This window comes from Solimonas flava DSM 18980 (assembly GCF_000426685.1).
In the GTDB taxonomy this organism is placed as follows: Bacteria; Pseudomonadota; Gammaproteobacteria; order Nevskiales; family Nevskiaceae; genus Solimonas; species Solimonas flava.
Genome location: NZ_AUFV01000007.1, coordinates 127,120 through 150,037, shown reverse-complemented (window position 1 = coordinate 150,037; position 22,918 = coordinate 127,120). Strand labels below are relative to the sequence as shown.

The following is a 22,918-nucleotide window of genomic DNA, read 5'->3' as shown; positions in this document are numbered from 1 at the left end:
CCGGCGAGCGGGCCGCGTCGGGGTTCTCAGCGCTCGTCGCGCTCGGACTCGTCCGGGTTGTCGTCGTCCGCCGACGGCCTCTCGATCGACTCGGCATCGCCCTCGTTCAGCGAATCCGGCGTGTCGACCGGCGCCGACTCGATGCCACGGTCGGCTTCGTCCACGCCGGCCGATTCGACGGCGTCGTCGGCCGGCGTCTCGACGGGCGCATCCGTCGCTTCGGCCGCCGCGTCGGTCGCTTCATCCGCCGGCGCCTCGGTTTCGGCCTCGCCGTCGGCCGCGGGCGCCGCGAGCGCGTGCCCTTCGTGCAGCTGCTCGCCCAAACGCGCGAGCGCGGTCTCGAGCTGCTGCGGGTCCTTGATCTCCGGCAGCGACGGCAGGTCGTCGAGCGTGCGCAGGTTCAGATCGTCGAGCAGCTGATGCGTGGTACCGAACAGCGACGGACGGCCCGGCACTTCCTTGACCCCGATTTCGCGGATCCAGCCGCGGTCGAGCAAGGTGCGGATGATGTTCGGCGACAGCGCGACGCCGCGCACGTCCTCGATCTCGCCGCGCGTGATCGGCTGGCGGTAGCAGATCAGCGCCAGCGTCTCGAGCAGCGCGCGCGACAGGCGCGGCGGCTTTTCCTGATAGAGCTTGCCGACCCACTCGGCGTATTCGCGCCGGACCTGGATGCGCCAGCCGCTCGATACCTCGACCAGCTCGGCGGCGCGCGCGGCGAGGTCCTCGGCGAGCTTGGCGAGCGCCTCGCGCACATCCTTCTTGGTCACGCCGAGATCGTGCGCGAGCATGCGCTGCAGCTGCTCGGTCGGCAGCGGCTGTTCGGAAGCGAGCAGGATCGCTTCGAGGATGCGATCGAGCTGGGCGATGCGCTCGTCGGCGGTGTTCTGGATGTCGAGATCGACCTGCGGATCGGTGGCTTCGCTCACGTCGGCGACTCCGGTTCGGTTTCTTCTTCGATCGCGTCCGGCCGCGGCCGCGCCGGCATGACGAGGATCGGCGCGAACGGCCCCTGCTGCTCGATATCGAGCATCGCCGAGCGCGCCATTTCAAGGATCGCGAGGAAGCAGACGACGACGCCGAGCCGGCCTTCCTCCGGATCGACGAGCTGGTCGAGCCGCTTCGGCCCTTCCTGGATGCGCGCGAGGATGTGCGTCATGCGCTCGCGCACCGACAGCGGCTCGCGCGAGACTTCGTGATGCTTGAACAGTGCCGCGCGCTCCATGATGTCGCGGAACGCGAGCACGAGCTCGCGCAACGTCGGCATCGGCAGCTGCGTCGTGGTCGGAATCACCTCCGGCCGCGCCTGCGCGAGGAAGAAATCACGGCCGATGCGCGGCAGCTTCTCGATCTCCTCGCTGGCGGTCTTGAAACGCTCGTACTCCTGCAGGCGGCGCACCAGCTCCATGCGCGGATCGCCCTGCTCCTGCGCTTCTTCCGGCGGCGGCCGCGGCAGCAGGATGCGCGACTTGATCTCGGCGAGCAGCGCCGCCATCACCAGGTATTCGGCAGCCAGTTCGAGCTTCATGTCGCGCATCAGCTCGATGTACTGGATGTACTGCTGGGTGATCTTGAGAACCGGAATGTCGAGGATGTTCAGGTTCTGCTTGCGGATCAGGTACAGCAGCAGATCGAGCGGGCCCTCGAAGGCGTCGAGGAACACTTCCATCGCGTCCGGCGGGATGTAGAGATCCTCCGGCATCTTGTCGAGCGCATGGCCGTGCACCTTCGGCATGCGGCCGGCATCGGCGTGCGCCTCGGCCGGCGCCGCGCCCTGCTCCTGTTCCTGCTCCGCCTCGTGCTCGCTCATGCCGACGCGTCCCGTTCCCAGTGCCAGACGATGCCATCGTGCGGGTCGCGCAGGCTGTCGCGCAAGCGAAAGCCGAGCTTACGCAGCACGCGCGTCGCCGCGCTTTCGTGCGAGCCGGTCTGCGCGCAGACGATCAGCGCCGGCGCGGCCTGCCAGGCCAGTGCGAGGAGCTTCTGCACCATCGCCGTGGCGACGCCCTGACCTTCATGGCCGGGGAAGCTGTAGCAGGCGATCTCGACCTTGCCGTCGCAGGGCGGCGCCTTGAAGGCGCAGGCGCCGACGATCTCGCCGCCGGCCAGCGCCAGATAGCCGATCCACGGCGGCTCGAAGCCTTCCACCGCGTAGAGCCGCGCCGTGCCGTCGAGCACGTCCTGCACCAGCGGCGTCGGCTCAGTGGCGCGGAACGCCGGCTCGCCACCCTCGAGGATGGCGATCAGACGCAGGTCGTCGGCGCGGATCGGCAGCACCGCATTCACTCGGGGATGAAGCCCAGCACGTCGTGCACGCGCATCAGCGTCGCGTCGGCCTTCGCCGACGCCGCCTCGGCGCCGGCGCGCAGCACCTTGCGCAGGCCGTCGATGTCGTCGCGGACCTCGCGGTACTTCTGTTGCACCGGCTCCAGGCAGGCGACGACGGCGTCGGCGCAGGCCTGCTTGAACTTGCCGTAGCCCTGGCCGTTGTAACGCTCGACGATGGCCTCGAACGACTCGCCGCTGGCGGCGGCGAGGATCGACATCAGGTTCGACACGCCCGGCTTCTCGGCGATGTCGTAGCGGATCTCGTTGCCGAGGTCGGTGACGGCGCGCTTGAGCTTGCGCGTGATCACGTCCGGCGGATCGAGCAGGTACAGCGCGTTGGTCTCGGCGTCGTCCGACTTCGACATCTTCTTGGTCGGGTCCTGCAGGCCCATGATGCGCGCGCCGACCGGCGGGATCATCGGCTCCGGCACGGTGAAGACGTTGCCGTAGAGATTGTTGAAGCGCAGCGCCACGTCGCGCGTCAGTTCGAGATGCTGCTTCTGGTCGTCGCCGACCGGTACCTGTTTGGCCTGATAGAGCAGGATGTCGGCCGCCATCAGCACCGGGTAATCGAACAGGCCGGCGTTGATGTTGTCGGCGTGCTTGGCGCTCTTGTCCTTGAACTGCGTCATGCGGTTCAGCTCGCCCATCTGCGTGTAGCAGTTGAGCACCCAGGACAGGCGCGCGTGCGCCGGCACATGGCTCTGCACGAACAGGGTGTTCCTGGCCGGATCGAGCCCGCAGGCGATATACAGCGCGAGGAACTCGTAGCAGCGCTCGCGCAGCACCGCCGGGTCCTGGCGCACGGTGATCGCGTGCAGGTCGACCAGCATGTAGTAGCAGTCGTACTGCTCGGACAGCGGCACCCAGTTCTTGAGGGCGCCGAGATAGTTGCCGAGGGTCAGGCGACCGGACGGCTGGATACCGGAGAGGACGACGGGTTTCGGATTCGGAGGGGTCATGTGCCGGGCATCAGGGCGCTGCTCGCATTGAGACCGAGCAGTGCGTAAAGAGTGGATTCGGCGATCGCCAGCGGCCAGAACATGATGGCGCTGAGCAGGCCGGGAATGAGCACGAGGCCGAGCAGGATGAACATGCCGTAGGGCTCGAGCTTGGCGTACTGGTAGGCGGCGCGCGCCGGCAGCAGGCCGGTCAGCACCCGGCCGCCGTCGAGCGGCGGCAGCGGCAGCAGGTTCAGCACCATCAGCACCAGATTGATGATGATGCCGGCGACCGCCATGTAGCGCAGGCCCATCCAGATGCCGTCGGCGGACCCGACGACCAGCGCCAGTTTCAGCAGCAGGCCCCAGCCGATCGCCATCAGGCCGTTCGACAGCGGGCCGGCGGCGGCGACCAGCGCCATGTCGCGGCGCGGATGCTTCAGATTGCGGTAGTCGACCGGCACCGGCTTGGCCCAGCCGAACAGGAAGCCGCCGAGCAGCAGGAGCAGGCCGGGCACGAGGATCGTGCCGACCGGATCGATGTGCCGGATCGGGTTCAGGCTGAGGCGGCCGAGCATCTGCGCGGTGCGGTCGCCGAGCGCGCGCGCCGCATAGCCGTGCGCGGCCTCGTGCACGGTGATCGCGAAAATGACGGGAATGGCCCAGACGGCGATCTTCTGGACCAGCGAGAGTTCGATCGGCATGCGCTGATTATATCGGGGCGACGCCCCGCCCCGCTCGCGGCCGCGACGCCGGCGCAGGTCTGAATCACGCCGTCATCGCCAGATCGCGCGGCGGCGGTGGCGATCCGCAGATGCCGCCGGCGTCGCGCGCCGCTGGATGGCTGCGTTGCCGACGGCGCCGCGCCGCGACGATGCGTGAACGCTTTCGGCGCTGGCCTAGAGGCCGAGCGCGGCGACGTCGCCCTTGCCCTGGCGGACCAGGCGCACGCCTTCCTCGCTGAGGTCCAGCACCGTGGTCGGCACGGTGCCGCAGGGCCCGCCGTCGATGACGATGTCGACCTCGCGGTCGAGCCGCTCGCGATAGTCATCCGGCGCGTTGACCGGCTCGTCCTCGCCCGGGAACTGCAGCGTGCACGAGATCAGCGGCTCGCCGAGCGTCTCCAGCAGCGCCTGGGCGATGACGTGCTCCGGCACGCGAATGCCGATCGTCTTGCGTTTCTCGTGGGCGACGCGCTTCGGCAGTTCCTTGGTCGCCGCCAGGATGAAGGTGTACGGACCCGGCGTCAGCTGCTTGAGCAGGCGGAACTGGCGGTTGTCGACGCGCGCGTAGGTGGCGATCTCCGACAGGTCGCGGCAGACCAGCGTGAACTGGTGATGGCGGTCGAAGTCGCGGATGCGGCGCAGGCGGTCGGCGGCGTCCTTGTCGTCGAGATGGCAGCCGAGCGCGTAGCAGGAATCGGTCGGGTACGCGACGACGGCGCCCTCGCGGATGCGCTGCGCCACCTGCCCGAGCAGGCGCTTCTGCGGGTTGACGGGATGCAGCTCAAGCCATTCGGCCATGGCGTCCTCCGCGAGTCAGTGGAGACGTATTGTAGAACCACCGTCCGCCTCGGCGCTGGGCGCGGCGCGGCAGCGGCAGCGGCAGCGGCAGCGGCTACAATGACGGCGATGAACGCCTTCCTCGATTTCCTGCCGGCGCTGCTGTTCCTCGGCGCCTACGCCGCCTACGGCATTTATGTCGCCACCGCCGTGCTGATCGTCGCGATGTTCGCGCTGGTCGCCTGGTACTGGTTCCGCGAGAAGCGCCTGCACAAGGCGCACTTCATTACCGCGCTGGTCGCGCTGGTGCTCGGCGGCCTGACGCTGTACGTGCATGACGCCAGCTTCATCAAGTTCAAGCCGACCGTCGTCTACGCGGTGTTCGCGCTGGCGCTGCTCGGCAGCCATGTGATCGGCGACAAGGTGCTGCTCGCGCGCCTGCCGCAGAAGACGATCCAGCTGCCCGATCCGGTCTGGCGCAAGGTGAATTTCGCGTGGGCGGTGTTCTTCGCCGGCTGCGCCGTGCTGAACCTGTATGTCGCCTACAACTTCTCGGAAGCGACCTGGGTCAAGTTCAAGACCTTCGGCTTCACGGCGCTGATGTTCGTCTTCCTGATCGGCCACGCGCCGTTCCTGAAGCGTTACCTCCCCCAGCAATGAGCCGCCCGATGCTTTACGCCATCATCTCGAACGACGCCGCCGACAGCCTCGCCCGGCGCCGCACCCACCGTCCCGCGCATCTGGCGCGCCTGGTCGCGCTGCAGGACGAAGGCCGCCTGGTGATCGCCGGCCCGCGCCCGCGCATCGACGCCGCCGATCCGGGCGAGGCCGGCTTCTCCGGCAGCGTCGTGATCGCCGAGTTCGACAGTCTCGAAGCCGCCCAGGCCTGGGCGGCGGACGACCCCTTCGTGCACGCCGGCGTCTATGAGCGGGTCGAGGTCTATCCCTTCGTCAAGACCCTGCCGAAGTGAATCGCAGCGAGCAGATCCGCGCCGCCCTGGTCGCGGCCTTCGCGCCGGCGTCGCTGCAGGTCGACGACGACAGCGCCGCGCATGCCGGCCATGCCGGAGCGGCGAGCGGCGCCGGCCATTTCCGCGTCGACATCGTCGCCGCCGCGTTCGCGGGCATGACGCCGGTCGCGCGGCATCGCGCCGTCTACGCCGCGCTCGGCGCGCTGATGGCCCGCGACATTCACGCGCTGTCGATCCGCGCCCGCACGCCGGACGAAGCGGCGCAGGCCGGCGAGCGCGCTTGAGCCGCAGCGCCCGCCGCACCGTCGCCGCCGCTCTGCTCGCGCTCGGCGACGCGGGCGCGGCGACGCCGGCCTCCGCGGCCTGGTGGCCCGATCGCGCGCGCATCGACGAACTGCTCGCCTCGCTCGGCGGCGGCGACGCGCTCGATCCTTCGAAGCCGATCGACTGGGGCATGCTGCCCGGCCCGTTCTACATGCCGGAGACGAGCCTGGGCGTCGGCGTCGCGCTGGTCGGCCTGTACCGTCCGGATCGCGAAGTGCCGGACACGCCGCTGTCGTCGCTGACGCTGACCGGCTACGTCAGCGTCAGCGGCCTGTTCGGCCTGAGCTTCGACAACTACAGCTTCTTCGCCGGCGACCGCTGGCGCCTGTTCGTCGACGGCGCGCTGAAGAACCAGCCGGACGAGTACTGGGGCATCGGCTACGCCGCCGGCCGCGACGACCATTCGCAGGGCTACACCGCGCGCTCGTTCGAGCTGTGGCCGAAAGCCTATGCGCGCGTTGCGCCGTCGACCTGGGCCGGCCTCGGCTGGAGCGTGAACCAGTTGCACGCCGCCGCGCTCGACGACGGCGCCGGCCACGCGATCCACGACACCGCCGACGGACCGTCCGTGTTCAGCTCGGGCCTCAGCGCGCATCTGCTGAACGACACCCGCGATTTCGTGCCGAACCCGGCACGCGGCCACGCCCTGAGCGTCGACTACGCCGTCTACGAGCCGGCCTTCGGCAGCGAGCGCCGTTTCACGGTGTTCAATGCCCGCTACGGGCACTACCTCGCGCTCGACGCGAAGAACACGCTGGCCTTCGAGCTTTACGGCGATTTCCGCGCCGGCGCCGTGCCGTGGAACATGCTGGCGACGCTCGGCGACGACGCACGCATGCGCGGCTACTACAACGGGCGTTATCGCGACCGCGACGTGCTCAGCACGCAGCTCGAATGGCGCCGCCAGCTGGCCTGGCGCCACGGCATGACGCTGTGGGCCGGCGCCGGCACGCTGGCACCGCGCGTCAGCGATCTCGGCGAGCACTGGCTGCCGAGCTACGGCGCCGGCTACCGCTTCATGTTCAAGCCGCGCGTCAACGTGCGCCTCGATCTCGGCGTCGGCCGCGGCAGCAGCGGCGTCTACTTCCAGGTCGGCGAAGCGTTCTAGCGCCGGTCGGCGCGCCTTGCGTGGCGCGCGTTCAGCGCGAATCGACACCCGCCTGCGGCGCGCCGGCCTGCTGCGGCGGCAGCGAGCGGATGTGCACGTCCTGCTGCGGAAACGGCATCTCGATGCCGGCCTCGGCGAAGGCCGCGACGATCGCGAAGCGCAGATCGCTGGCGATGCGCCCCTTCGCGTCGGCGTCGCCGATCCACACCGTCAGTTCGAAATCGAGCGAACTGGCGCCGAAGTTCGTGAACAGGACCAGCGGCGCCGGCTCGGCGAGCGCCTGCGGACTCGCGGCGGCAACTCTCAGCAGCAGCTCGCGCACCTGCTCCGGCTTGCTGCCGTAGGCGACGCCGACCGGCAGCACCACGCGGCCGGCGCGCGTGCGCAGATTGCGGTTCATCACCGGATTCGACAGCAGGTTCGAATTCGGCACGATGACCGTCTCGCGATCGCCGGTCTCCAGCTCGGTCGCGCGTATGCGCATGCGGCGCACGACGCCCTCGCAGCCGCCGACGCTGATGTAGTCGCCGGTGCGCACCGGCCGCTCGAACAGCAGGATCAGGCCCGAGACGAAATTGCTGACGATGTTCTGCAGGCCGAAGCCGATGCCGACCGACAGCGCGCCGGCGACGATCGCCAGATTGCTGAGATCGAGCCCCGCGTACGACAGGCCGATCAGCGCGGTGACGATGAAGGTCACGTAGCCGAACAGAGTCGCCGCCGCGTCGCGCGTGCTCGGCTCGACGCCGGCGCGCACCAGCCAGTCGTCCTCGAGCTTGCGCTTGAGCCAGCGCGTGAACGTGAACAGGACGATGAACAGCAGCGTGCCGGCGAGCAGCTTGCCGAACACGACGCGCACGCCGCCGAGCTTGATGCCGCTCGAGAACAGCGCCCGCAGCAGGCCCTCGGCCTCGTCGCGCAGCCCCCAGATGTGCAGCATCAGGTAGGCGACGAACTGCCACAGGAAGAAGTGGAAGATTACCAGCAGCCAGCGCAGTTCGAGGATGCGCCGCCCTTCGGCGATGCCGAGCCAGGCGCGCATGCGCCGCTGCCAGGCATAGCGTCCGCTGTCGAGCGTGCGCGCCAGCGCGTGCAGCACGACGACCAGCGTCAGCGCCGCCGCCAGCACCGCGAACGTCGAGCCGAGCGGGTGCCGGGCCAGCTGCGCCAGCGCCTGGCCGCCCGGATTCCACGCGGCGAGATCAGCGCTCAGACTCATGCGCCGTGCTCGCCGGCCAGCAGCCGCTGCAGCCCTTCGTAGTCGAGGATCGCGACGCCGAGCTGCTCGGCCTTGGCGAGCTTGGAGCCGGCCTCGTCGCCGGCGACCACGTAATCGGTCTTCTTCGACACCGAGCCGCTGACCTTGCCGCCGGCCGCTTCGATCTGCGCGCTGGCCTCGTCGCGCGGCACCGGCAGCGTGCCGGTCAGCACGAAGGTCTTGCCCGACAGCGGGCCCTCGCCGGCGGCGACGGCCTGTACGGCGCCCTCGCCGATCAGCCCGAATGCGCGCAGCTGGCGCTCCAACGCGGCGGCGTGCGCGCGATGCTGCGGATGCGCGAACCACTCGCGCACCTCGGCAGCGGTCTTGTCGTCGAGCAGGCGGGCCAGCGCCAGCTCGTGGTCGACGCGCGCCAGCACCTCGTCCAGCGTCGCGCAGCCCTGCGCCAGCTTGTCGGCCTTGACCGGGCCCAGGCCCTTGATCTGCTGGCTGGCCAGCAGCCAGCCGAGCGAACAGCGCGACGCGAGTTCGGCCGAGACCGGATGCTCCTCGATAATCGTCACATGCCGCAGCAAGGCGTCGACCGCGTGCGCATTGTGGCGGTCGGCGAAGAACCAGCGGATCTCCTCGGCGGCGGCGGCGCCGACGCCGTCGACCAGCATCAGCACGTCGGGCAGCGCCTCGCGTACGCGCGCGAAGCTGCCGAGATGCCGGGCCAGATCCTTGGCGGTGGTCTCGCCGACCGAGGGAATGCCGAGCGCGTAGACCAGCCGCGGCAAGGACAGCTCGCGGCGCGCGGCGATCGCATCGATGACCTTGGCCGGCGCGACTTCGGCGGCCTTGTAGAGCACGGCGACGTCGGCGACCTGCAGCGTGTAGAGATCGGCCGGCGCCTTGAGGCGCTCGCGCTCGACCAGCTCGGCGATCAGCGCTTCGCCGATGCCCTCGATGTCGGCGGCGCGGCGCGAGACGAAATGCTGCAGCAGCTGCTGCAGCTGCGCCTTGCAGACCAGGCGGCCGACGCAGCGGTAGATCGGGCCATCCGGATCCTTGCGCACGTCGGAGCCGCAGACCGGGCAATGCTTCGGCATCACCACCGGACGCGCATCGGCCGGCCGCTTGGCGAGCACCACGCCCTTGATCTCCGGAATGACGTCGCCGGCGCGGCGCACGATCACGGTGTCGCCGATGTGCACGTCCTTGCGCGCGACCTCGTCCATGTTGTGCAGCGTCGCGTTGCTGACGTTGGCGCCACCGACGAACACCGTACGCAGCCGCGCGGTCGGCGTCAGCGCGCCGGTGCGGCCGACCTGGAAGTCGACGTTCTCGAGCACCGTCTCGGCTTCCTCGGCCGGGAACTTGTGCGCGATCGCCCAGCGCGGCGCGCGCGCGACCGAGCCAAGCTCATCGCGGCCGGCGAGATCGTCGAGCTTGTAGACGACGCCGTCGATGTCGAACGGCAGCCGCGCGCGGCGCGCCTGCATCGCCGCGTAGTACGCCAGGCAGCCGTCGACGCCGTGCACCGGCTGGATGAGATTCGAGACCGGCAGTCCCCAGGCGCGCAGCTGCGCGAGGATTTCGGCGTGGCGCGCCGGCGCCCGCCAGCCTTCGGCATAGCCGACCGCATAGGCGTAGAACGACAGCGGCCGCTGCGCGGTCAGGCGCGGATCGAGCTGGCGCAGGCTGCCCGCGGCGGCGTTGCGCGGATTGACGTAGAGCTTGTCGCCGCGCGCCGCCGCTTCCTCATTCATGCGCCGGAAACCGGCGTGCGGCAGATAGACCTCGCCGCGCACCTCGATCAATGCCGGCGCCGCACCCTTGAGCCGCAGCGGGATCGCCCGGATCGTCTTCAGGTTGGCGGTGACATCCTCGCCGGTTTCGCCGTCACCGCGCGTCGCGCCCTGCACGAACGCGCCGTCGCGATAGATCAGCGACACCGCCAGGCCGTCGAGCTTGGGTTCGGCGACGTAGTCGACCTCACTGCGGCCGAGTCCCTCGCGTACGCGGCGATCGAAGTCGCGCAGCTCGTCCTCGCTGAAGGCGTTGTTCAGCGACTGCATCGGCAGGCGGTGGCGGACCGGCGCGAACTCCTTCAGCGCCACGCCGCCGATGCGCTGCGTCGGCGAATCCGGCGTGACCCAGTCCGAATGCTGCGCTTCCAGCGCCTGCAGCTCGCGGAACAGCGCGTCGTACTCGGCGTCCGACACGCTCGGATCGTCGAGCACGTAGTAGCGGTAATTGTGCGCGTCGAGCTGCTCGCGCAGCGCCTCGATGCGGCGGCGCTCGGACTCAGTCGCGTTCACGGCGCTCCCGGCGGCGGCGACTCACAGGCCGTTGCGCTTGGTCCACGCGTCGACTTCGGCGGCGAGCACGCGCTGCGCCTCGGCCGTGAAGACCTGGCGGTTGGCGTCGAAGACCTCGGCATTGAGCTGCTCGGCAAGTGCGCGCGTGGTCGCGACCAGATCGTCCAGCGCCGCACGCGGCTTGGCATCGTTCGGCAGCACCATGAACACGGTCAGGCCCGGTGTCGAGAAGCTCTGCTGCTCGGCCGGATCGAGCGTGCCCGGCTTGATCAGACTGGCGACCGAGAACACCGGCTGCTCGCCGAGCAGGCGGTGATAGATCTTGCGATCGCCGTACTGCAGGCCCTGGCTGGCCAGCGCCTGATGGATCTTCGGCCCGAAGATCGCCGTGCCCTCGCGCTCGGCGATCAGCAGCGTGATGATCTTCTCCTCGAACACCTTCTTCGGCGCTTCGAGGGCCGGCTCGGCACGCGTCGACGGCGAGTCGAACAACGGCGCGGTCTCGCCTTCGCCCAGGCCCGGCTCGACGCGCTTGCGCGGCTTGCCGACGCCGAACTCGTCGAACTCGCCCTTGCTGGAGAACATGTCCATCTGGTCCTGGGCCGGCAGCTTCGGCGCACGGCCGACCGCTGGCCCGCCGGCGCCCGGCGGCGTCCAGTCCTTCGGCAGCTTCTCGCCGCGCCGGCTGGTGATGTAGATGGCGATGACCGCCGCTGCTCCCAACACCAGCAACGCCCACTGCAACGCGCTCATGTCCCCGTTCCTGCCTGTTGGTTCTCGGTCTGTGAGGTCAGCTCGACCGCCTGCTCGATGTCCACGCTGACGAGCCGCGAGACGCCGGGCTCCTGCATGGTCACGCCGTGCAGCTGCTGAGCGAGCTCCATCGTGATCTTGTTGTGCGTGATGATAATGAACTGCACGTTCTGCGACATCTCGCGGACGACTTCGCAGAAGCGGCCGACGTTGGCGTCGTCGAGCGGCGCATCGACTTCGTCCATCAGGCAGAACGGCGCCGGATTGAGCTGGAACAGCGCCAGCAGCAGCGCCGCCGCGGTCATCGCCTTCTCGCCGCCGGACAGCAGGTGGATCGTCGAGTTGCGCTTGCCCGGCGGCCGCGCCATGACACGCACGCCGGTTTCGAGCAGGTTGTCGTCGGTCAGTTCGAGATAGGCCTCGCCGCCGCCGAACAGCTTCGGGAAGCGGTCGCGGAACACGCCGTCGACCTTGTCGAAGGTCTGCTTGAACAGCTCCTTGGTCTCGGCGTCGATCTTGCGGATCGCCTCCTCGAGCGTCTCCAGCGCGCCGTGCAGATCGTCGTGCTGCTCGGCGAGATACTTCTCGCGCCCCTGCGCTTCCTCCAATTCCTGGATCGCCGCCAGATTGATCGCGCCGAGGCGTTCGATGCGGCGCACGGTCGTCGCCAGCTTCTCTTCCCAGTTCGGCAGCGTGGCGTCGGCATCGAGTCCGTCGAACAGCGCCTGACGCTCGAAGCCGGTTTCGCGGATCTGCTCCTCGAGGCTCTGGCGATGCGCGCGCAGGTTCTCGAACTCCAGACGGGCCTGCTGCAGCTTCTCGACGGCGGCATCCTTTTCGAGTTCGGCGGCGCGCGCCGCCTCGACCGCCGCCTGCAGCGCGGCGTCGACCGCGGCCGCGGCCTCGCGCAGCGCGCGCAGCTGCTCGCGCGCCATGCCGACCCGGGCGCGGGCCTGCTCGACGTGTTCGGCGTGCTGGGTCAGCGGCTCGTTGAGCTCGGCCGCCTTCTCTTCCTCTTCCGCCCGGCGCATCAGCAGCGCCTCGCGATTGGCAGCCAGATCCTTCAGCGACTGCTCCAGCGCGGACTGCGCGCTGCGCCGGCCGGCGAGATTGACCTGCAGCTGACCGCGCGCCTGCTGCGCCTGCTGCAGGGCCAGCCGCGCGCGCCCGACGAGATCGCGCTTGCGCTGCAGCGTCTGCTGCATGTCGGCGCGCTTGTCGCGCAACTCCTGGGCGATCTGTTCGAGCAAGACCAGCCGCGTCTTCGACTCGTCGAGTTCGCGGCCCTGCTGCTCGCGGGCTTCGCGCAGCGCCTCGACCTCCTGCGTCAGCGTCTGCACGCGCGACTGCATCTGCTCCAGGCGTACCGCCTGCGACTGCCGGAACGCCATCTTCTGCGCCTGGCGGTGACGCAGCTGATCGAACTTCGAGGAAACGTCGCGGCGCTCCTGCTCCATCGCATGCGTACGACCGCGCAGCTCGCCGAGCACGCGCTCGCGCTCGAGCACCTGCTGCTGCTGTTCCTCGACCTGCGCCTTGAGCTGCTTGAGCAGCTGGCCGCGGGCGATCACGCCGCTGCGGTCGTCGCCGCGCTTCGGGTAGCGGACCCAGAGCCGGCCGCGCCACAGGCCGTCGGCGGTGATCACCGACTCGCCGGGCGCCAGCGTGCGGGCGATGGTTTCGGCCTCGGCCGCGTCGGCGGCGATGCGAATGCCGGCGAGCCAGTCGAGCACCGCCTGCGGCCCCGTGACCTTGGCGGCCAATCCGCCGCCGCCCTGACCCTGCTGCTCGCCGAGCAGCGCGATGCCGGCCTTCGGCCCGCCCTGGATCGCCCGCAGGCGCTCGTCGAGGCCGGCGACCAGCGGCGCCTGCAGCAGGCCTTCGAGGACCTGCTCGACCGCCGCCTCCCAGCCGCTCTCGACCTGCAGCGCCGAGGCCAGGCGCGGCGCATCGGCGAGCTGGTACTGGCGCAGCCACTGGTTCAGCTCGGCATCGTCCTGGCGCAGCGCCGCCTGCTGCAGCGTCTCCAGCGAGGCGACGCGGCCGCGCGCCGATTGCAGCGACTGCCGCGTCTCGTGCAGCGCGGTCTCGGCCGCGGTGCGCTCGTCGCGCAGCGCCTGCAGCGTCTCGTCCATCAGCTGCAGACGCGCCTCGGCCTGCTGCAGCTCGTCGCCGAGCGTGCGCAGCTCGTGGTCGGCCTCGTTCAGGCTGTGCTGCACCGGGCCGATGTTGAGCGCCGCCAGCTCGTTCTCGAGCCGCCTGAAACGCTCCTCGCCCTGGAAGCGCGCGCGCTCCAGCTGCTGCACGCGCACGCGCTCCGCCTCGGTCTGCGTCAGCGGCGTCTCGGCGTCCTGCTGGAAGTGGTCCCAGCGGCGCTGCTCGGCCTGGGCGTCGTCCTCGGCCTCGATCAGCGCGCCCTGGGCGCCGGCTTCATGCTCCTCGGCCAGCTGCGCCTGCTGTTCGAGCTCGACCAGCTCGCGCGCCGCCGCGTCGAGACGCTGGCGCTCGCGCAGCTCGCGCGCCTCGATCTCGGCGAGCTGGCGGTTGAGCTGGTCGAGCTCGCGCGCCTTGAGCTGCTGCAGTTCGCGGGCGTGCTGCAGGCTCTGCTCCTGGCGCGCCAGCGCAGCCTCGGCGGCGTAGACCGTGCTCTGCTCCTCGCCCAGCTTCTGCGCCTGCACGCGCTGCTCGATCTCGGCGGCGACGCGCGCCTCGCCGGCGCGGCTGACGCGCGTGCGCGCCGCTTCCAGCGCCGCCTCGAATTCGGTGATCGCCGTCTCGTGCGCCTGGCTCTGCGCCTCGAACTGGCGGGCGCGCAGCGCCAGGATTTCGGCGCGCAGCTGGCGTTCCTGGGTCTTGAACTCGCGGTACTTCTCGGCGTTGGCGGCCTGCCGGGTCAGCACTTCGAGGCGCTGCGTAATCTCCGCGCGCAGGTCATTGAGGCGCGCCAGGTTCTCGCGCGTCTGCTTGATGCGCGACTCGGTCTCCTTGCGGCGATCCTTGTACTTGGAAATGCCGGCCGCCTCTTCGAGCCACTGCCGCAGTTCCTCGGGCTTGGCCTCGATCATCCGCGAGACCATGCCCTGCTCGATGATCGCGTACTGGTTCTTGCCGCCGAGGCCGGTGCCGAGGAACAGGTCGGTGACGTCGCGCTTGAGGCACTTGCGGCCGTTCAGGAAGTACTGCGAGCTGCCGTCGCGCGTCAGCTCGCGGCGCACGGAGATTTCCGCGTAGGCGGCGTAATTGCCGGTGACCGAACCGTCGGAGTTGTCGAAGATCAGCTCGACCGAGGCGCGGCCGACCGGCTTGCGCGTCTTGGAGCCGTTGAAGATCACGTCCTCGGCGTCCGAGGAGCGCAGGTTCTTCATGCTCGTCTCGCCGAGCACCCAGCGCACGGCGTCGATGACGTTCGACTTGCCGCAGCCGTTCGGCCCGACGACGCCCGTCAGGTTCGAAGGCAGCGGCAGATGCGTCGGGTCGACGAACGACTTGAACCCGGCGAGTTTGATACCCGAAAGTCGCATTGATGGTCTGGTCTTGAGGCCGTCGCCGGCCGGTGTGCTTCCCGTCCTGGCGTACGGCCATCGCGAGGCCAGCGGACACGGTGGGCTAGTGTAAATGGGGCTAGTGTAAATTAGGCGCCCTGCCGTGACAGCGGCCCGCCGCGGCACGGCGCCGCCCCCTAGAAACTCCGGAAACCCCATCCCATGACGACCCAAGCCAGCAAGAAGCTGGAGACCTTCGCCAACCCCGCGCCGCAGCGCGACTCGTGCATCCGCATGCGCATGCCCGAATTCACCTGTCTGTGCCCGATCACCGGGCAGCCGGACTTCGGTACGCTGTACCTCGAATACGTCGCCGACAAGAAGTGCATCGAGCTGAAGTCGATGAAGCTGTACATCTGGAGCTTCCGCAACGAGGGCTGCTTCCACGAGGCGGTCACCAACCAGATCGTCGACGACATCGTCAAGGCGATCGCGCCGCGCTACCTGCGCCTGACGGCGGTCTTCAACGTGCGCGGCGGCATTTACACGCACGTCACCGCCGAGCACCGCAAGAAAGGCTGGAAGGGCGAGCTGCCGCCGCCGGCCTGGCACGTCGACCCGACCGGCGCCGGCCAGACGCCGGCCTGAGCGCCCCGGCCACGGCCGCAGAACGTCCGCCGTCCGCTGCGCAGCCGGGCGGCGGACCTTATTGCAGATCCCGACGCCGTCCGGACCTGCCCGCCCCGTCGCTCAGGGCGGGTAGCCGGTGATGCGGCGAATGCTGCGATACAGCGGCCGGAGCCGCCCGTACATGCGGCAGTAGACCTCGCGATACAGGGCGTCGTAGGTCCGCGCCGCATCCGGATCGGGCTCGAAGCGGCGGCCGACGCGCGCCATCGTCCGCACCGCCGCGGCGTGGTCGGCGTGCCAGCCGAGCGCGACCGCGGCGTTCATCGCCGCGCCCAGGCCCGAGGTCTCGTAGATCTGCGGCCGTTCGGCCGGGCGGTTGAAGACGTCGGCGGTGATCTGCATCGCCGCGTCCGACTGCGAGCCGCCGCCGGCGACGCGCAGCAGCCGGATCGGCCGGCGCAGCCGGCGTTCGATCTGCTCGCAACCGCCGCGCAGCCCGTAGACCAGGCCCTCGAGGATCGCGCGATAGAAGTGCGCCCGCGTGTGCACGTCGCCGAAGCCGATGATCGCGCCCTTGGCCTCCGGGCCGGGCTCGCGCACGCCCGGCGACCAGTACGGCTGCAGCGTCAGGCCCATCGCCCCCGGCGGCACCGTGCGCACCAGCTCGTCGAACAGGGCCTCGACCGGCACGCCGCGCGCGTCGGCGAGACGCTGCTCGTGCAGCGCGAACTCGCGCTTGAACCAGCTCACCATCCAGAAGCCGCGGTAGATCTGGATTTCCGTGTTCCAGGCGCCCGGCTGCGCCGCCGGGTACGCCGGCACCAGACGCTGCACCTCGACGTAACGCGGCTGCACGGTGTTGATGGTCGCCGTGGTGCCGAAGCTGAGCTGGGCGACGTCGGGCTCGACGACGCCGGAGCCGAGCACCTCGCAGGCCTTGTCGGCGGCGGCGGCGATCAGCGGCAGCCCCGCCGGCAGGCCCAGCGCCGCGGCCGCTGCGGCCGTCAGCGTTCCGAGCGGACGCCCGGGCGCGACCAGCTCCGGCAGCTGCTCGCGGCGCACGGCGAGCGCCTGCCACTTGAAGTCGGCGGGCCGTGCCCAGGTCTGGCGCTTGTAGTCGAACGGCAGGAAGCCGACCTGGCTGCCCGCGGAGTCGACGTAGCGGCCGCACAGCCGCCAGCTCAGCCAGCCGGACAGCAGCAGGAAATGCGCGGTCTCGCGCCACAGCGCCGGCTCGTGCTCGGCCAGCCAGTTGGCCTCGGCCTCGCGCTGGAAGTGCGCGATCAGCGCGCTCGCGCCGATCGCGCGGAATGCGGCGCGCCAGGCGACGCTCAGCACCGGCGGCTGCGTCGCCCGGCGCTGGTCGAGCCACAGGATCGCCGGGCGCAGCACGCGTCCGCCGGCGTCGGCGCAGACGACGGTGGCGCGCTGCGTGGTCAGGCTCAGCGCCGCCACGTCGGCCGGCCGCGCGCCGCCGCGCCACAACTCCTGGCAGGTGGCGACCAGTGCCTGCCAGTAGACCTCCGGGTCCTGCTCGGCAGCGCCCGGCTGCGGCGACTGGTAGGTCGGCTCGAACACCTGCTGCGCGCGCGCCAGCAGCTCGCCCTGCGCGTCGAACAGCAGCGCCCGCGCGCTTTGCGTGCCGACGTCGAGACTGAGAATGCAGCGCGCGCCGCTCATGGCGGCGGCGGCGCGTGCCGCGTACGCCAGATCGTGCGATAGCGCTCGCACTCGCGCAGCCAGCGCGTCTCGTCCCAGCCGAGCACCTCGCGGCACAGCGCGCCGATCGGCGCGTACAGGGCCTCGCCGCCGCGCGGGCTGACGAGTCCGAGGCGCGTGCGCCGCAGCAGCAGGTCGTCGAGATGCAGCACCGCTTCGTGCCGCAGCGCCCAGCGCAGCTCGGCAAGGCAGTACGGGGTATCGCCGAGCGGCAGCCGCTCAGCCTCGGGCGCGGCGCCGATCGCGGCGGCGCCGGCGCGGCCATAGCGCGCCGTGAGCCGATCGCCGGCCTGCGCCTCGAACAGCGGTGTCGCCGATGCCGGCCGCAGGCTCGGCCGCTGGCGGGCGGCGGCCTCGAGCACCTCGCGCGCGGTGACCCGGAAGGTCGTCAGCTTGCCGCCGGTGATGCCGACCAGACCAGGCGCGGTCCACAGCGCCGATTCGCGCGACTCGCTCGACGGATCGGCCTGGCCACCGGCCACCACCGGGCGCACGCCGGCGTAAGTCGCCAGCGCCTCGTGTGCCTGCAGCGGATGATCCGGAAACTGCGCCTGCAGTCCCTCGATCAGGTAGGCGAGCTCGGCGGCGGTCGGCCGCGGCTGGGCGAGATCGTCGTCGTGATCGAGATCGGTCGTGCCGTACAGGATCGCGCCTTCCCAGGGGTAGGCGAACACCGGCCGGCCGTCGCGCGGATGCAGCCAGGACACCGCCTGCCGCAGCGGCAGCTGCTGCGCCGAGAACAGCAGATGGCTGCCGCGCAGCGGCCGCAGCTTCGGCGCGCCGGGCGGCGCCCCGTCCAGGCGATCGGCCCAGGCGCCGGTCGCGTTGACGACCATGGCGGCGCCGATCTCGCGCTCGCCGCCGCCGGCCACGTCGCGCAGCGTCACGCCGGCGACACCGGCGCCGTCACGCCGCAGCCGGGCTTCGGTGTAGTTGATCGCTGTGCCGCCGGCCGCGACGGCGTCGACGATCAGGCGCAGCACCAGACGCGCATCGTCGGTCTGGGCATCTTCGTAGAGCATCGCGCCGCGCAGCTGCTCGCGGCGCAGCGTCGGTTCGCGCGCCAGCGCGGCCTCGGCGCCGAGCCAGGCCGAACGGCGCACGCCGGCCATCGCGTCATAGAGCCGCAAGCCGATCTGCATCAGCCAGCGGCCCGGCGGACGGTCCGCGTAGATCGGCATCACGAACGGCAGCGGCGCCACCAGCCCCGGCGCTTCGCGCAGCAGGCGCTGGCGCTCGCGCACCGATTCGCGCGTCAGGCGCCACTGCCCGCTCTTGAGGTAGCGCAGCCCGCCGTGGACGAGCTTCGACGACGCCGACGAGGTACCCGACGCGTAATCGCCGGCTTCGACCAGCAGCACGCGCGCGCCGCTGCGCACGGCTTCGCGGAACACGCCGGCGCCGGTGATGCCGCCGCCGATGACGACGAGGTCGTAGCGCCCGGCGAGCTCGGACAGCGCGGGTCGGTTCATCGGCTCAGGCGAACAGCTTGCCGGGATTCATCATCTGCTGCGGATCGAGCTCGCGCGCCATCGCCCGCAGCAGGTCGATGCCGAGCGCGCCCTTCTCGTGCACGAGGTACGGAGCATGATCGACGCCCACGCCATGCTGGTGGCTGATCGTGCCGCCGCAAGCGACGATCGCCTCCGAGACGCGCCGCTTGAGACGGCGCCAGCGTTCGAGATCGGCGTCCGGATCGCCGGCCGAGCGGAACACGAAGGTCGAGTAGACGCTGCAGCCCTGGCGGTAGACGTGCGACAGATGCGTGAACGCATGCACGCGTTCGTTGTCGCCCTGCAGCACATCGACGGCGGCGGCCTCGATCGCCCGCATCGTCGCCGTCGCCTGCGGCCAGTTGACGGCGGTCTCGACGGTATCGGCGGCGTAGCCGGCCTCCCACAAGGCGTTGCGCAGCAGCGGACCGCGGAAGCGGTTCTTGGCCCAGCCCTTGCCGATCGTCTTGCCGACGTGCACGCCGCGGAAGCGCTTGGCGATCGCCAGCGCGTCGCGGCGCATGCGCCGCGTCTCGCCGAGCGTGCCGGTCGCGCCGAACACCATCATGCACTGGCCGCCGGCGATGCCGCGCATGCCGAGATAGCGCTGCAGCCACTTGATCAGCTCGGCGTGACCGGCGAGGCGCAGCTGCGTCTCGGTTTCGATCTCGTTCGACAGGCGCAGCATCGACAGCGGGACCTCGGCCTGGACGATCGCCCGCACCGCCTCGACGCCGAGATCCCAGCTCGGGAAGAACACCGCGTGGAAATCCTCGGCCTGCGGCAGGCGCCGCACGCGCGCCGTGACTTCGGTCAGCAGACCGAGCCGGCCTTCGGAGCCGAGCACAAGCTCGCGCAGATCGGGGCCGGCCGAGGAGGCCGGCACGCCGCCGACCGTCCACTCGCCGCGCGGCGTCGCCAGGCGACCGGCGGCGAACAGGTTCTCGATACGGCCGTAGCGCAGCGATTGCTGCCCCGACGAGCGCGTCACGACCCAGCCGCCGAGCGTGGAGAACTCGTAGGACTGCGGAAAATGTCCGAGCAGGTAGCCGCGTTCGCGCAGCTGCGCCTCGATCTGCGGTCCGGGCGTGCCGGCGCCGAAAGTGGCGAGGAACGAGCGCTCGTCGAAGGCCTGCAGGCGGTTCATGCGCTCGAGCGAGATATTGACGACCGGCCGGTCGCCGGCCGGCACCTGCAGATGCCCGACGACGCTGGTGCCGCCACCGTACGGAATGACGATGGCGCCGAGCTTCTGCGCCTCGGCCAGCGCCTCGGCGGCCTCCGCGTGAGAAGCCGGCAGCGCGACGGCATCGGCGACCGGGCCGAAGCGGCCGGCCTTCATCGCCACCCAGTCGGGGAAGCTCTGGCCACGGGCGTGCAGCAAGCGGCTTCGCGTGGCGACATCGAAGCGCGCGCTCGGCGCAACCCGACTCGGCGGCACGGCGCGCAGACTCGTCTCAAGGTCGGCGTCGCGCGGCGGCCGGCCCTCGCCGACGCGCTCGCGCAGGAACGCCTGCGCGTCCTCGCTCAGCGCGTACTGATCGGATTCGTCGCCCCAGCCGTTCCAGCGCCGCATACCTGCCCCCGTTCGGTGGAGCCGGAGTATAAGCGGCGATCCTGACAATCCGTGTGGCCCTGCACCACGCGGCGGCCGGCGGTGCCTCAGGCGGCGGCGCGAGCCCTTTCGTGCGGGCGATTGCGCTCGGCGAGCACGGTCTGCAGCGTGTCGAGCGTCACCCACGGCAGGCCATCGAGTCGGCCCTTGAGCACGCGCGTCGGGGCGCCCGGCTCGCCAAGGCTGCTGACGACCAGCGCCGCTTCCGTGAAGTCCTGTTCGAGCGTGTCGCGATTGATCGTGACGACCGCCGCGACGCCGGCGGCAGCGGCCGCCTCCAGGCCCATCTCCGAATCCTCCAGGGCGACGCATTCGTGCGGCAGAAGGTTCAGCCGCCGCATGGCGAGCTGGTAAAGATCCGGCGCCGGCTTCTTGCGCTGCACTTCCTCGCCGCTGGCGATGACCTCGACCTCGGCCGCCAGCTCGGGCCCCATGCTGTACTTGAGCACCGGCCTCAGGGTCTTCAGGCTGGCGTTGGTGACGATCGCCAGACGCACACCGGAACTGCGCGCCTCGCGCATGATGCGGGCAATGCCCGGACGCAGGGGCACGCGGCCATGCCGCATGTAGCGCTTGAAGTACTGTGATTTCAGCGCATGGACCTTGCTGACCCAGGCGTCAACGTTCTGCTGCGCCTCGACTGTCTCGGGGCCGAGTTCCGGCTGGTAATGCTGCAGGTAATGCTTGAGCCGCTCGCGCCCGCCGGGCTGCTTCAGCAGCTTGCGATAGAGCTTGGGACCCCAGCGGAACGGCAGTTCGAGATTACGAAAGGCGCGATTGTAGGCAGGGCGATGGCCGAGCGCCTCGGTATCCGCCAGCGTGCCATCGACGTCGAACAGTACCGCTCTCAAACTCATGGCCGCCGCTCCGAACCAGCGGTGCAGTGCCGATGAGATCCATCAGGGTCCATATTGTTTTTCAAACGGCTACAACGTGAAGTTACTGTACCATGCGACGCTGCCGCGTCGACAGGAACGACTGTGAACGGCGGCACCGTCCAAACCCCGCAACATGACCGCTCGTTCCGCAGCCGCCGGATCCTATTGCGGCCGCTTCGCGCCGACGCCGAGCGGTCCGCTGCATCTCGGCTCGCTGCTGACGGCGCTCGCCAGCTATCTCGACGCCCGCTGCAACGACGGACGCTGGCTGCTGCGTATCGACGATCTGGACCGGCCGCGCTGCGTACCGGGTGCCGATACGCAAATCCTTCGCCAACTCGAGGCGCATGCCTTGTATTGGGACGAGGCACCCCGCTATCAGTCGCAGCACCTGGCCGAGTACGAATCGGCGCTGGCGCGCCTCGCCGCGCAAGGCTGGCTCTACGCCTGCCGCTGCACGCGGGCAGCGCTGGCGGCCAGCGCCTTGCCCGGCCCTGACGGCCCCGTCTATCCCGGAACCTGCCGCACGCTGCGCCTGGCGTTCGATGATCAAGCCCTGCGCGTCTCGGTACCGGACGGTCTGCTGCGCCTCGACGACCGCATCCAAGGGCGGCTGCAGCGCGACGCGGCCAGCGAGCTGGGCGACTTCGTCGTGCGCCGGCGCGACGGCATCATCGGCTATCACCTCGCCTGCGCCGTCGACGAAGCGGCGCAAGGCATTACCGACGTCGTGCGCGGCGCCGACCTGATCGGCGCCACCTTTGCGCAGAACGTGCTGCAGCAGGCGCTGGCGCTGCCGACGCCTCGCTACGCGCACGTGCCCGTCCTGGTCGACGCAAGCGGTCACAAGCTTTCCAAGCAGAATCACGCAGCGCCGCTGGATACCGCCGAGGCCGGCGCGAATCTCTGGCTGTGCCTGCGATGGCTGCGGCAGATGCCGCCCGCGGCACTGCGCGACGCCGCGCCCGCCGAGATCCTGACCTGGGGCATCGCCCATTGGCACGCAGACGCGTTGCGCGACACCCATCGCCAGACGGTGGAGGCCCCGCCCTAGTTCTGGCATGATGCGTCGCAATACGCTGCATCGCAGCAAAGCCTCGTGAATCCGGTGCTTATGTCCGACGTCCGCATCATCAAGAAGTATCCGAACCGGCGCTTGTACGATACGCACATCAGCCGCTACATCACGCTGGAGGAAATCCGCCAGCTCGTGCTGCAGGATGTGAAGTTTCGCGTCGAGGACAAGCGCACGCACGAGGACATCACGCGCAGCATTCTGCTGCAGGTGATCGCCGAGCAGGAAGAAGGCGGCGACCCGATCTTCACCACCGAACTGCTCGAGTTCATCATTCGCTACTACGGCGACCCGATGCAGAACAGCATCGGCCGCTATCTCGAACTGTCGGCCCGCCTGTTCCAGGAACAGCAGGGGCACTTCACCGATCAGCTGCGTCAGATGCTCGGACAGGCCCAGCAGCCGCTGCAGGTGCTCAAGGAAATGGCCGACCGGCAGGTGCCGATCTGGCGCTCGATCCGCAAGGAGTTCCTGCACAACATCCAGGCCAGCGCCCAGGCGATCAAGCGCCGTACCGGCCGCGACGACGAACAGGTACAGAAGGACGTGCTGCCCTGAGGCTCCCCGTCATTCCGTG

Annotated in this window: 21 protein-coding genes; 7 read left to right on the top strand and 14 right to left on the bottom strand. The window is 70.1% G+C overall.

What is annotated here, in order from left to right; translation table 11 throughout:
• Positions 1 to 26: 26 nt before the first annotated feature.
• From scpB to K343_RS0108105, 6 genes are all read right to left on the bottom strand, one after another.
• Positions 27 to 929: an SMC-Scp complex subunit ScpB gene (gene scpB / locus K343_RS21395; protein ID WP_051278060.1), complete on the bottom strand. Its 903-nt coding sequence runs from the start codon at positions 927 to 929 to the stop codon at positions 27 to 29.
• Positions 926 to 1,810: a segregation and condensation protein A gene (locus K343_RS0108125; RefSeq protein WP_028007641.1), complete on the bottom strand. Its 885-nt coding sequence runs from the start codon at positions 1,808 to 1,810 to the stop codon at positions 926 to 928. The genes scpB and K343_RS0108125 overlap by 4 nt, the downstream gene beginning before the upstream one ends.
• Positions 1,807 to 2,277 (bottom strand): GNAT family N-acetyltransferase, encoded by a 471-nt coding sequence (locus K343_RS0108120; protein ID WP_161628866.1) that lies wholly within the window; start codon positions 2,275 to 2,277, stop codon positions 1,807 to 1,809. Before K343_RS0108120 ends, K343_RS0108125 begins: the two co-directional genes overlap by 4 nt.
• Before the next feature lie 5 nt (positions 2,278 to 2,282).
• Positions 2,283 to 3,290, bottom strand: coding sequence for a tryptophan--tRNA ligase (gene trpS, locus K343_RS0108115; protein WP_028007639.1), 1,008 nt, complete (start codon positions 3,288 to 3,290; stop codon positions 2,283 to 2,285).
• A complete protein-coding gene (locus K343_RS0108110) occupies positions 3,287 to 3,973 on the bottom strand; it encodes a site-2 protease family protein (protein ID WP_028007638.1) in 687 nt (228 codons plus the stop codon). Before K343_RS0108110 ends, trpS begins: the two co-directional genes overlap by 4 nt.
• Positions 3,974 to 4,168: 195 nt before the next feature.
• Positions 4,169 to 4,792 carry an L-threonylcarbamoyladenylate synthase gene (locus K343_RS0108105; protein ID WP_028007637.1) on the bottom strand — a complete coding sequence of 208 codons (624 nt, stop codon included), beginning with the start codon at positions 4,790 to 4,792 and terminating at the stop codon, positions 4,169 to 4,171.
• 108 nt (positions 4,793 to 4,900) lie between these two features.
• Here K343_RS0108105 and K343_RS0108100 point away from each other — a divergent pair, with 108 nt between their 5' ends.
• From K343_RS0108100 to K343_RS0108085, 4 genes are read left to right on the top strand one after another with little or no spacing between them, the layout of a single operon-like run.
• Complete coding sequence (locus tag K343_RS0108100) at positions 4,901 to 5,431, top strand: septation protein A (RefSeq protein ID WP_028007636.1); 531 nt, start codon at positions 4,901 to 4,903, stop codon at positions 5,429 to 5,431.
• An 8-nt stretch (positions 5,432 to 5,439) separates the two neighbouring features.
• Positions 5,440 to 5,742, top strand: coding sequence for a YciI family protein (locus K343_RS0108095; protein WP_028007635.1), 303 nt, complete (start codon positions 5,440 to 5,442; stop codon positions 5,740 to 5,742).
• Positions 5,739 to 6,026, top strand: coding sequence for a BolA family protein (locus tag K343_RS0108090; protein ID WP_028007634.1), 288 nt, complete (start codon positions 5,739 to 5,741; stop codon positions 6,024 to 6,026). Before K343_RS0108095 ends, K343_RS0108090 begins: the two co-directional genes overlap by 4 nt.
• Positions 6,023 to 7,174, top strand: coding sequence for a BamA/TamA family outer membrane protein (locus K343_RS0108085; RefSeq protein ID WP_028007633.1), 1,152 nt, complete (start codon positions 6,023 to 6,025; stop codon positions 7,172 to 7,174). Before K343_RS0108090 ends, K343_RS0108085 begins: the two co-directional genes overlap by 4 nt.
• 31 nt (positions 7,175 to 7,205) lie before the next feature.
• Here K343_RS0108085 and K343_RS0108080 read toward each other — a convergent pair whose 3' ends face one another.
• Genes K343_RS0108080 through smc form a run of 4 tightly spaced genes read right to left on the bottom strand, consistent with a single transcriptional unit; the run spans position 7,206 to position 14,970 of the window.
• Positions 7,206 to 8,393 carry a mechanosensitive ion channel family protein gene (locus K343_RS0108080; protein WP_028007632.1) on the bottom strand — a complete coding sequence of 396 codons (1,188 nt, stop codon included), beginning with the start codon at positions 8,391 to 8,393 and terminating at the stop codon, positions 7,206 to 7,208.
• Entirely contained in the window at positions 8,390 to 10,696 is a 2,307-nt protein-coding gene (gene ligA / locus K343_RS0108075; RefSeq protein ID WP_028007631.1) for an NAD-dependent DNA ligase LigA, read from the bottom strand. Before ligA ends, K343_RS0108080 begins: the two co-directional genes overlap by 4 nt.
• Positions 10,697 to 10,717: 21 nt before the next feature.
• The gene (locus K343_RS0108070; RefSeq protein ID WP_084615770.1) at positions 10,718 to 11,449 is read right to left on the bottom strand and encodes a cell division protein ZipA; all 732 of its coding nucleotides are present in this window, start codon (positions 11,447 to 11,449) and stop codon (positions 10,718 to 10,720) included.
• Entirely contained in the window at positions 11,446 to 14,970 is a 3,525-nt protein-coding gene (gene smc / locus K343_RS21390) for a chromosome segregation protein SMC (protein ID WP_051278058.1), read from the bottom strand. Before smc ends, K343_RS0108070 begins: the two co-directional genes overlap by 4 nt.
• Positions 14,971 to 15,153: 183 nt before the next feature.
• On the opposite strand from smc, the gene queF reads away from it, so the two are divergent.
• Complete coding sequence (gene queF, locus K343_RS0108060) at positions 15,154 to 15,579, top strand: preQ(1) synthase (protein WP_028007629.1); 426 nt, start codon at positions 15,154 to 15,156, stop codon at positions 15,577 to 15,579.
• 102 nt (positions 15,580 to 15,681) lie between these two features.
• Here queF and K343_RS0108055 read toward each other — a convergent pair whose 3' ends face one another.
• The 4 genes from K343_RS0108055 to K343_RS0108040 form a co-directional block, all read right to left on the bottom strand.
• On the bottom strand, positions 15,682 to 17,241 hold the full coding sequence (locus K343_RS0108055) for an FGGY-family carbohydrate kinase (protein WP_028007628.1): 1,560 nt from the start codon (positions 17,239 to 17,241) through the stop codon (positions 15,682 to 15,684).
• Positions 17,238 to 18,752, bottom strand: coding sequence for a glycerol-3-phosphate dehydrogenase/oxidase (locus tag K343_RS0108050; protein ID WP_028007627.1), 1,515 nt, complete (start codon positions 18,750 to 18,752; stop codon positions 17,238 to 17,240). Before K343_RS0108050 ends, K343_RS0108055 begins: the two co-directional genes overlap by 4 nt.
• Before the next feature lie 4 nt (positions 18,753 to 18,756).
• The gene (locus tag K343_RS0108045) at positions 18,757 to 20,349 is read right to left on the bottom strand and encodes an FAD-binding oxidoreductase (protein ID WP_028007626.1); all 1,593 of its coding nucleotides are present in this window, start codon (positions 20,347 to 20,349) and stop codon (positions 18,757 to 18,759) included.
• Positions 20,350 to 20,435: 86 nt separating this feature from the next.
• Positions 20,436 to 21,245 (bottom strand): HAD-IA family hydrolase, encoded by an 810-nt coding sequence (locus K343_RS0108040; protein WP_028007625.1) that lies wholly within the window; start codon positions 21,243 to 21,245, stop codon positions 20,436 to 20,438.
• A gap of 154 nt (positions 21,246 to 21,399) precedes the next feature.
• Between K343_RS0108040 and gluQRS the strand changes: the two genes are divergently transcribed.
• Both gluQRS and phaR read left to right on the top strand, forming a co-directional pair.
• Positions 21,400 to 22,320: a tRNA glutamyl-Q(34) synthetase GluQRS gene (gene gluQRS / locus K343_RS0108035; protein WP_028007624.1), complete on the top strand. Its 921-nt coding sequence runs from the start codon at positions 21,400 to 21,402 to the stop codon at positions 22,318 to 22,320.
• A 45-nt stretch (positions 22,321 to 22,365) separates the two neighbouring features.
• Positions 22,366 to 22,899, top strand: coding sequence for a polyhydroxyalkanoate synthesis repressor PhaR (gene phaR / locus K343_RS0108030; protein WP_245585145.1), 534 nt, complete (start codon positions 22,366 to 22,368; stop codon positions 22,897 to 22,899).
• The last annotated feature ends 19 nt before the right edge of the window (positions 22,900 to 22,918 follow it).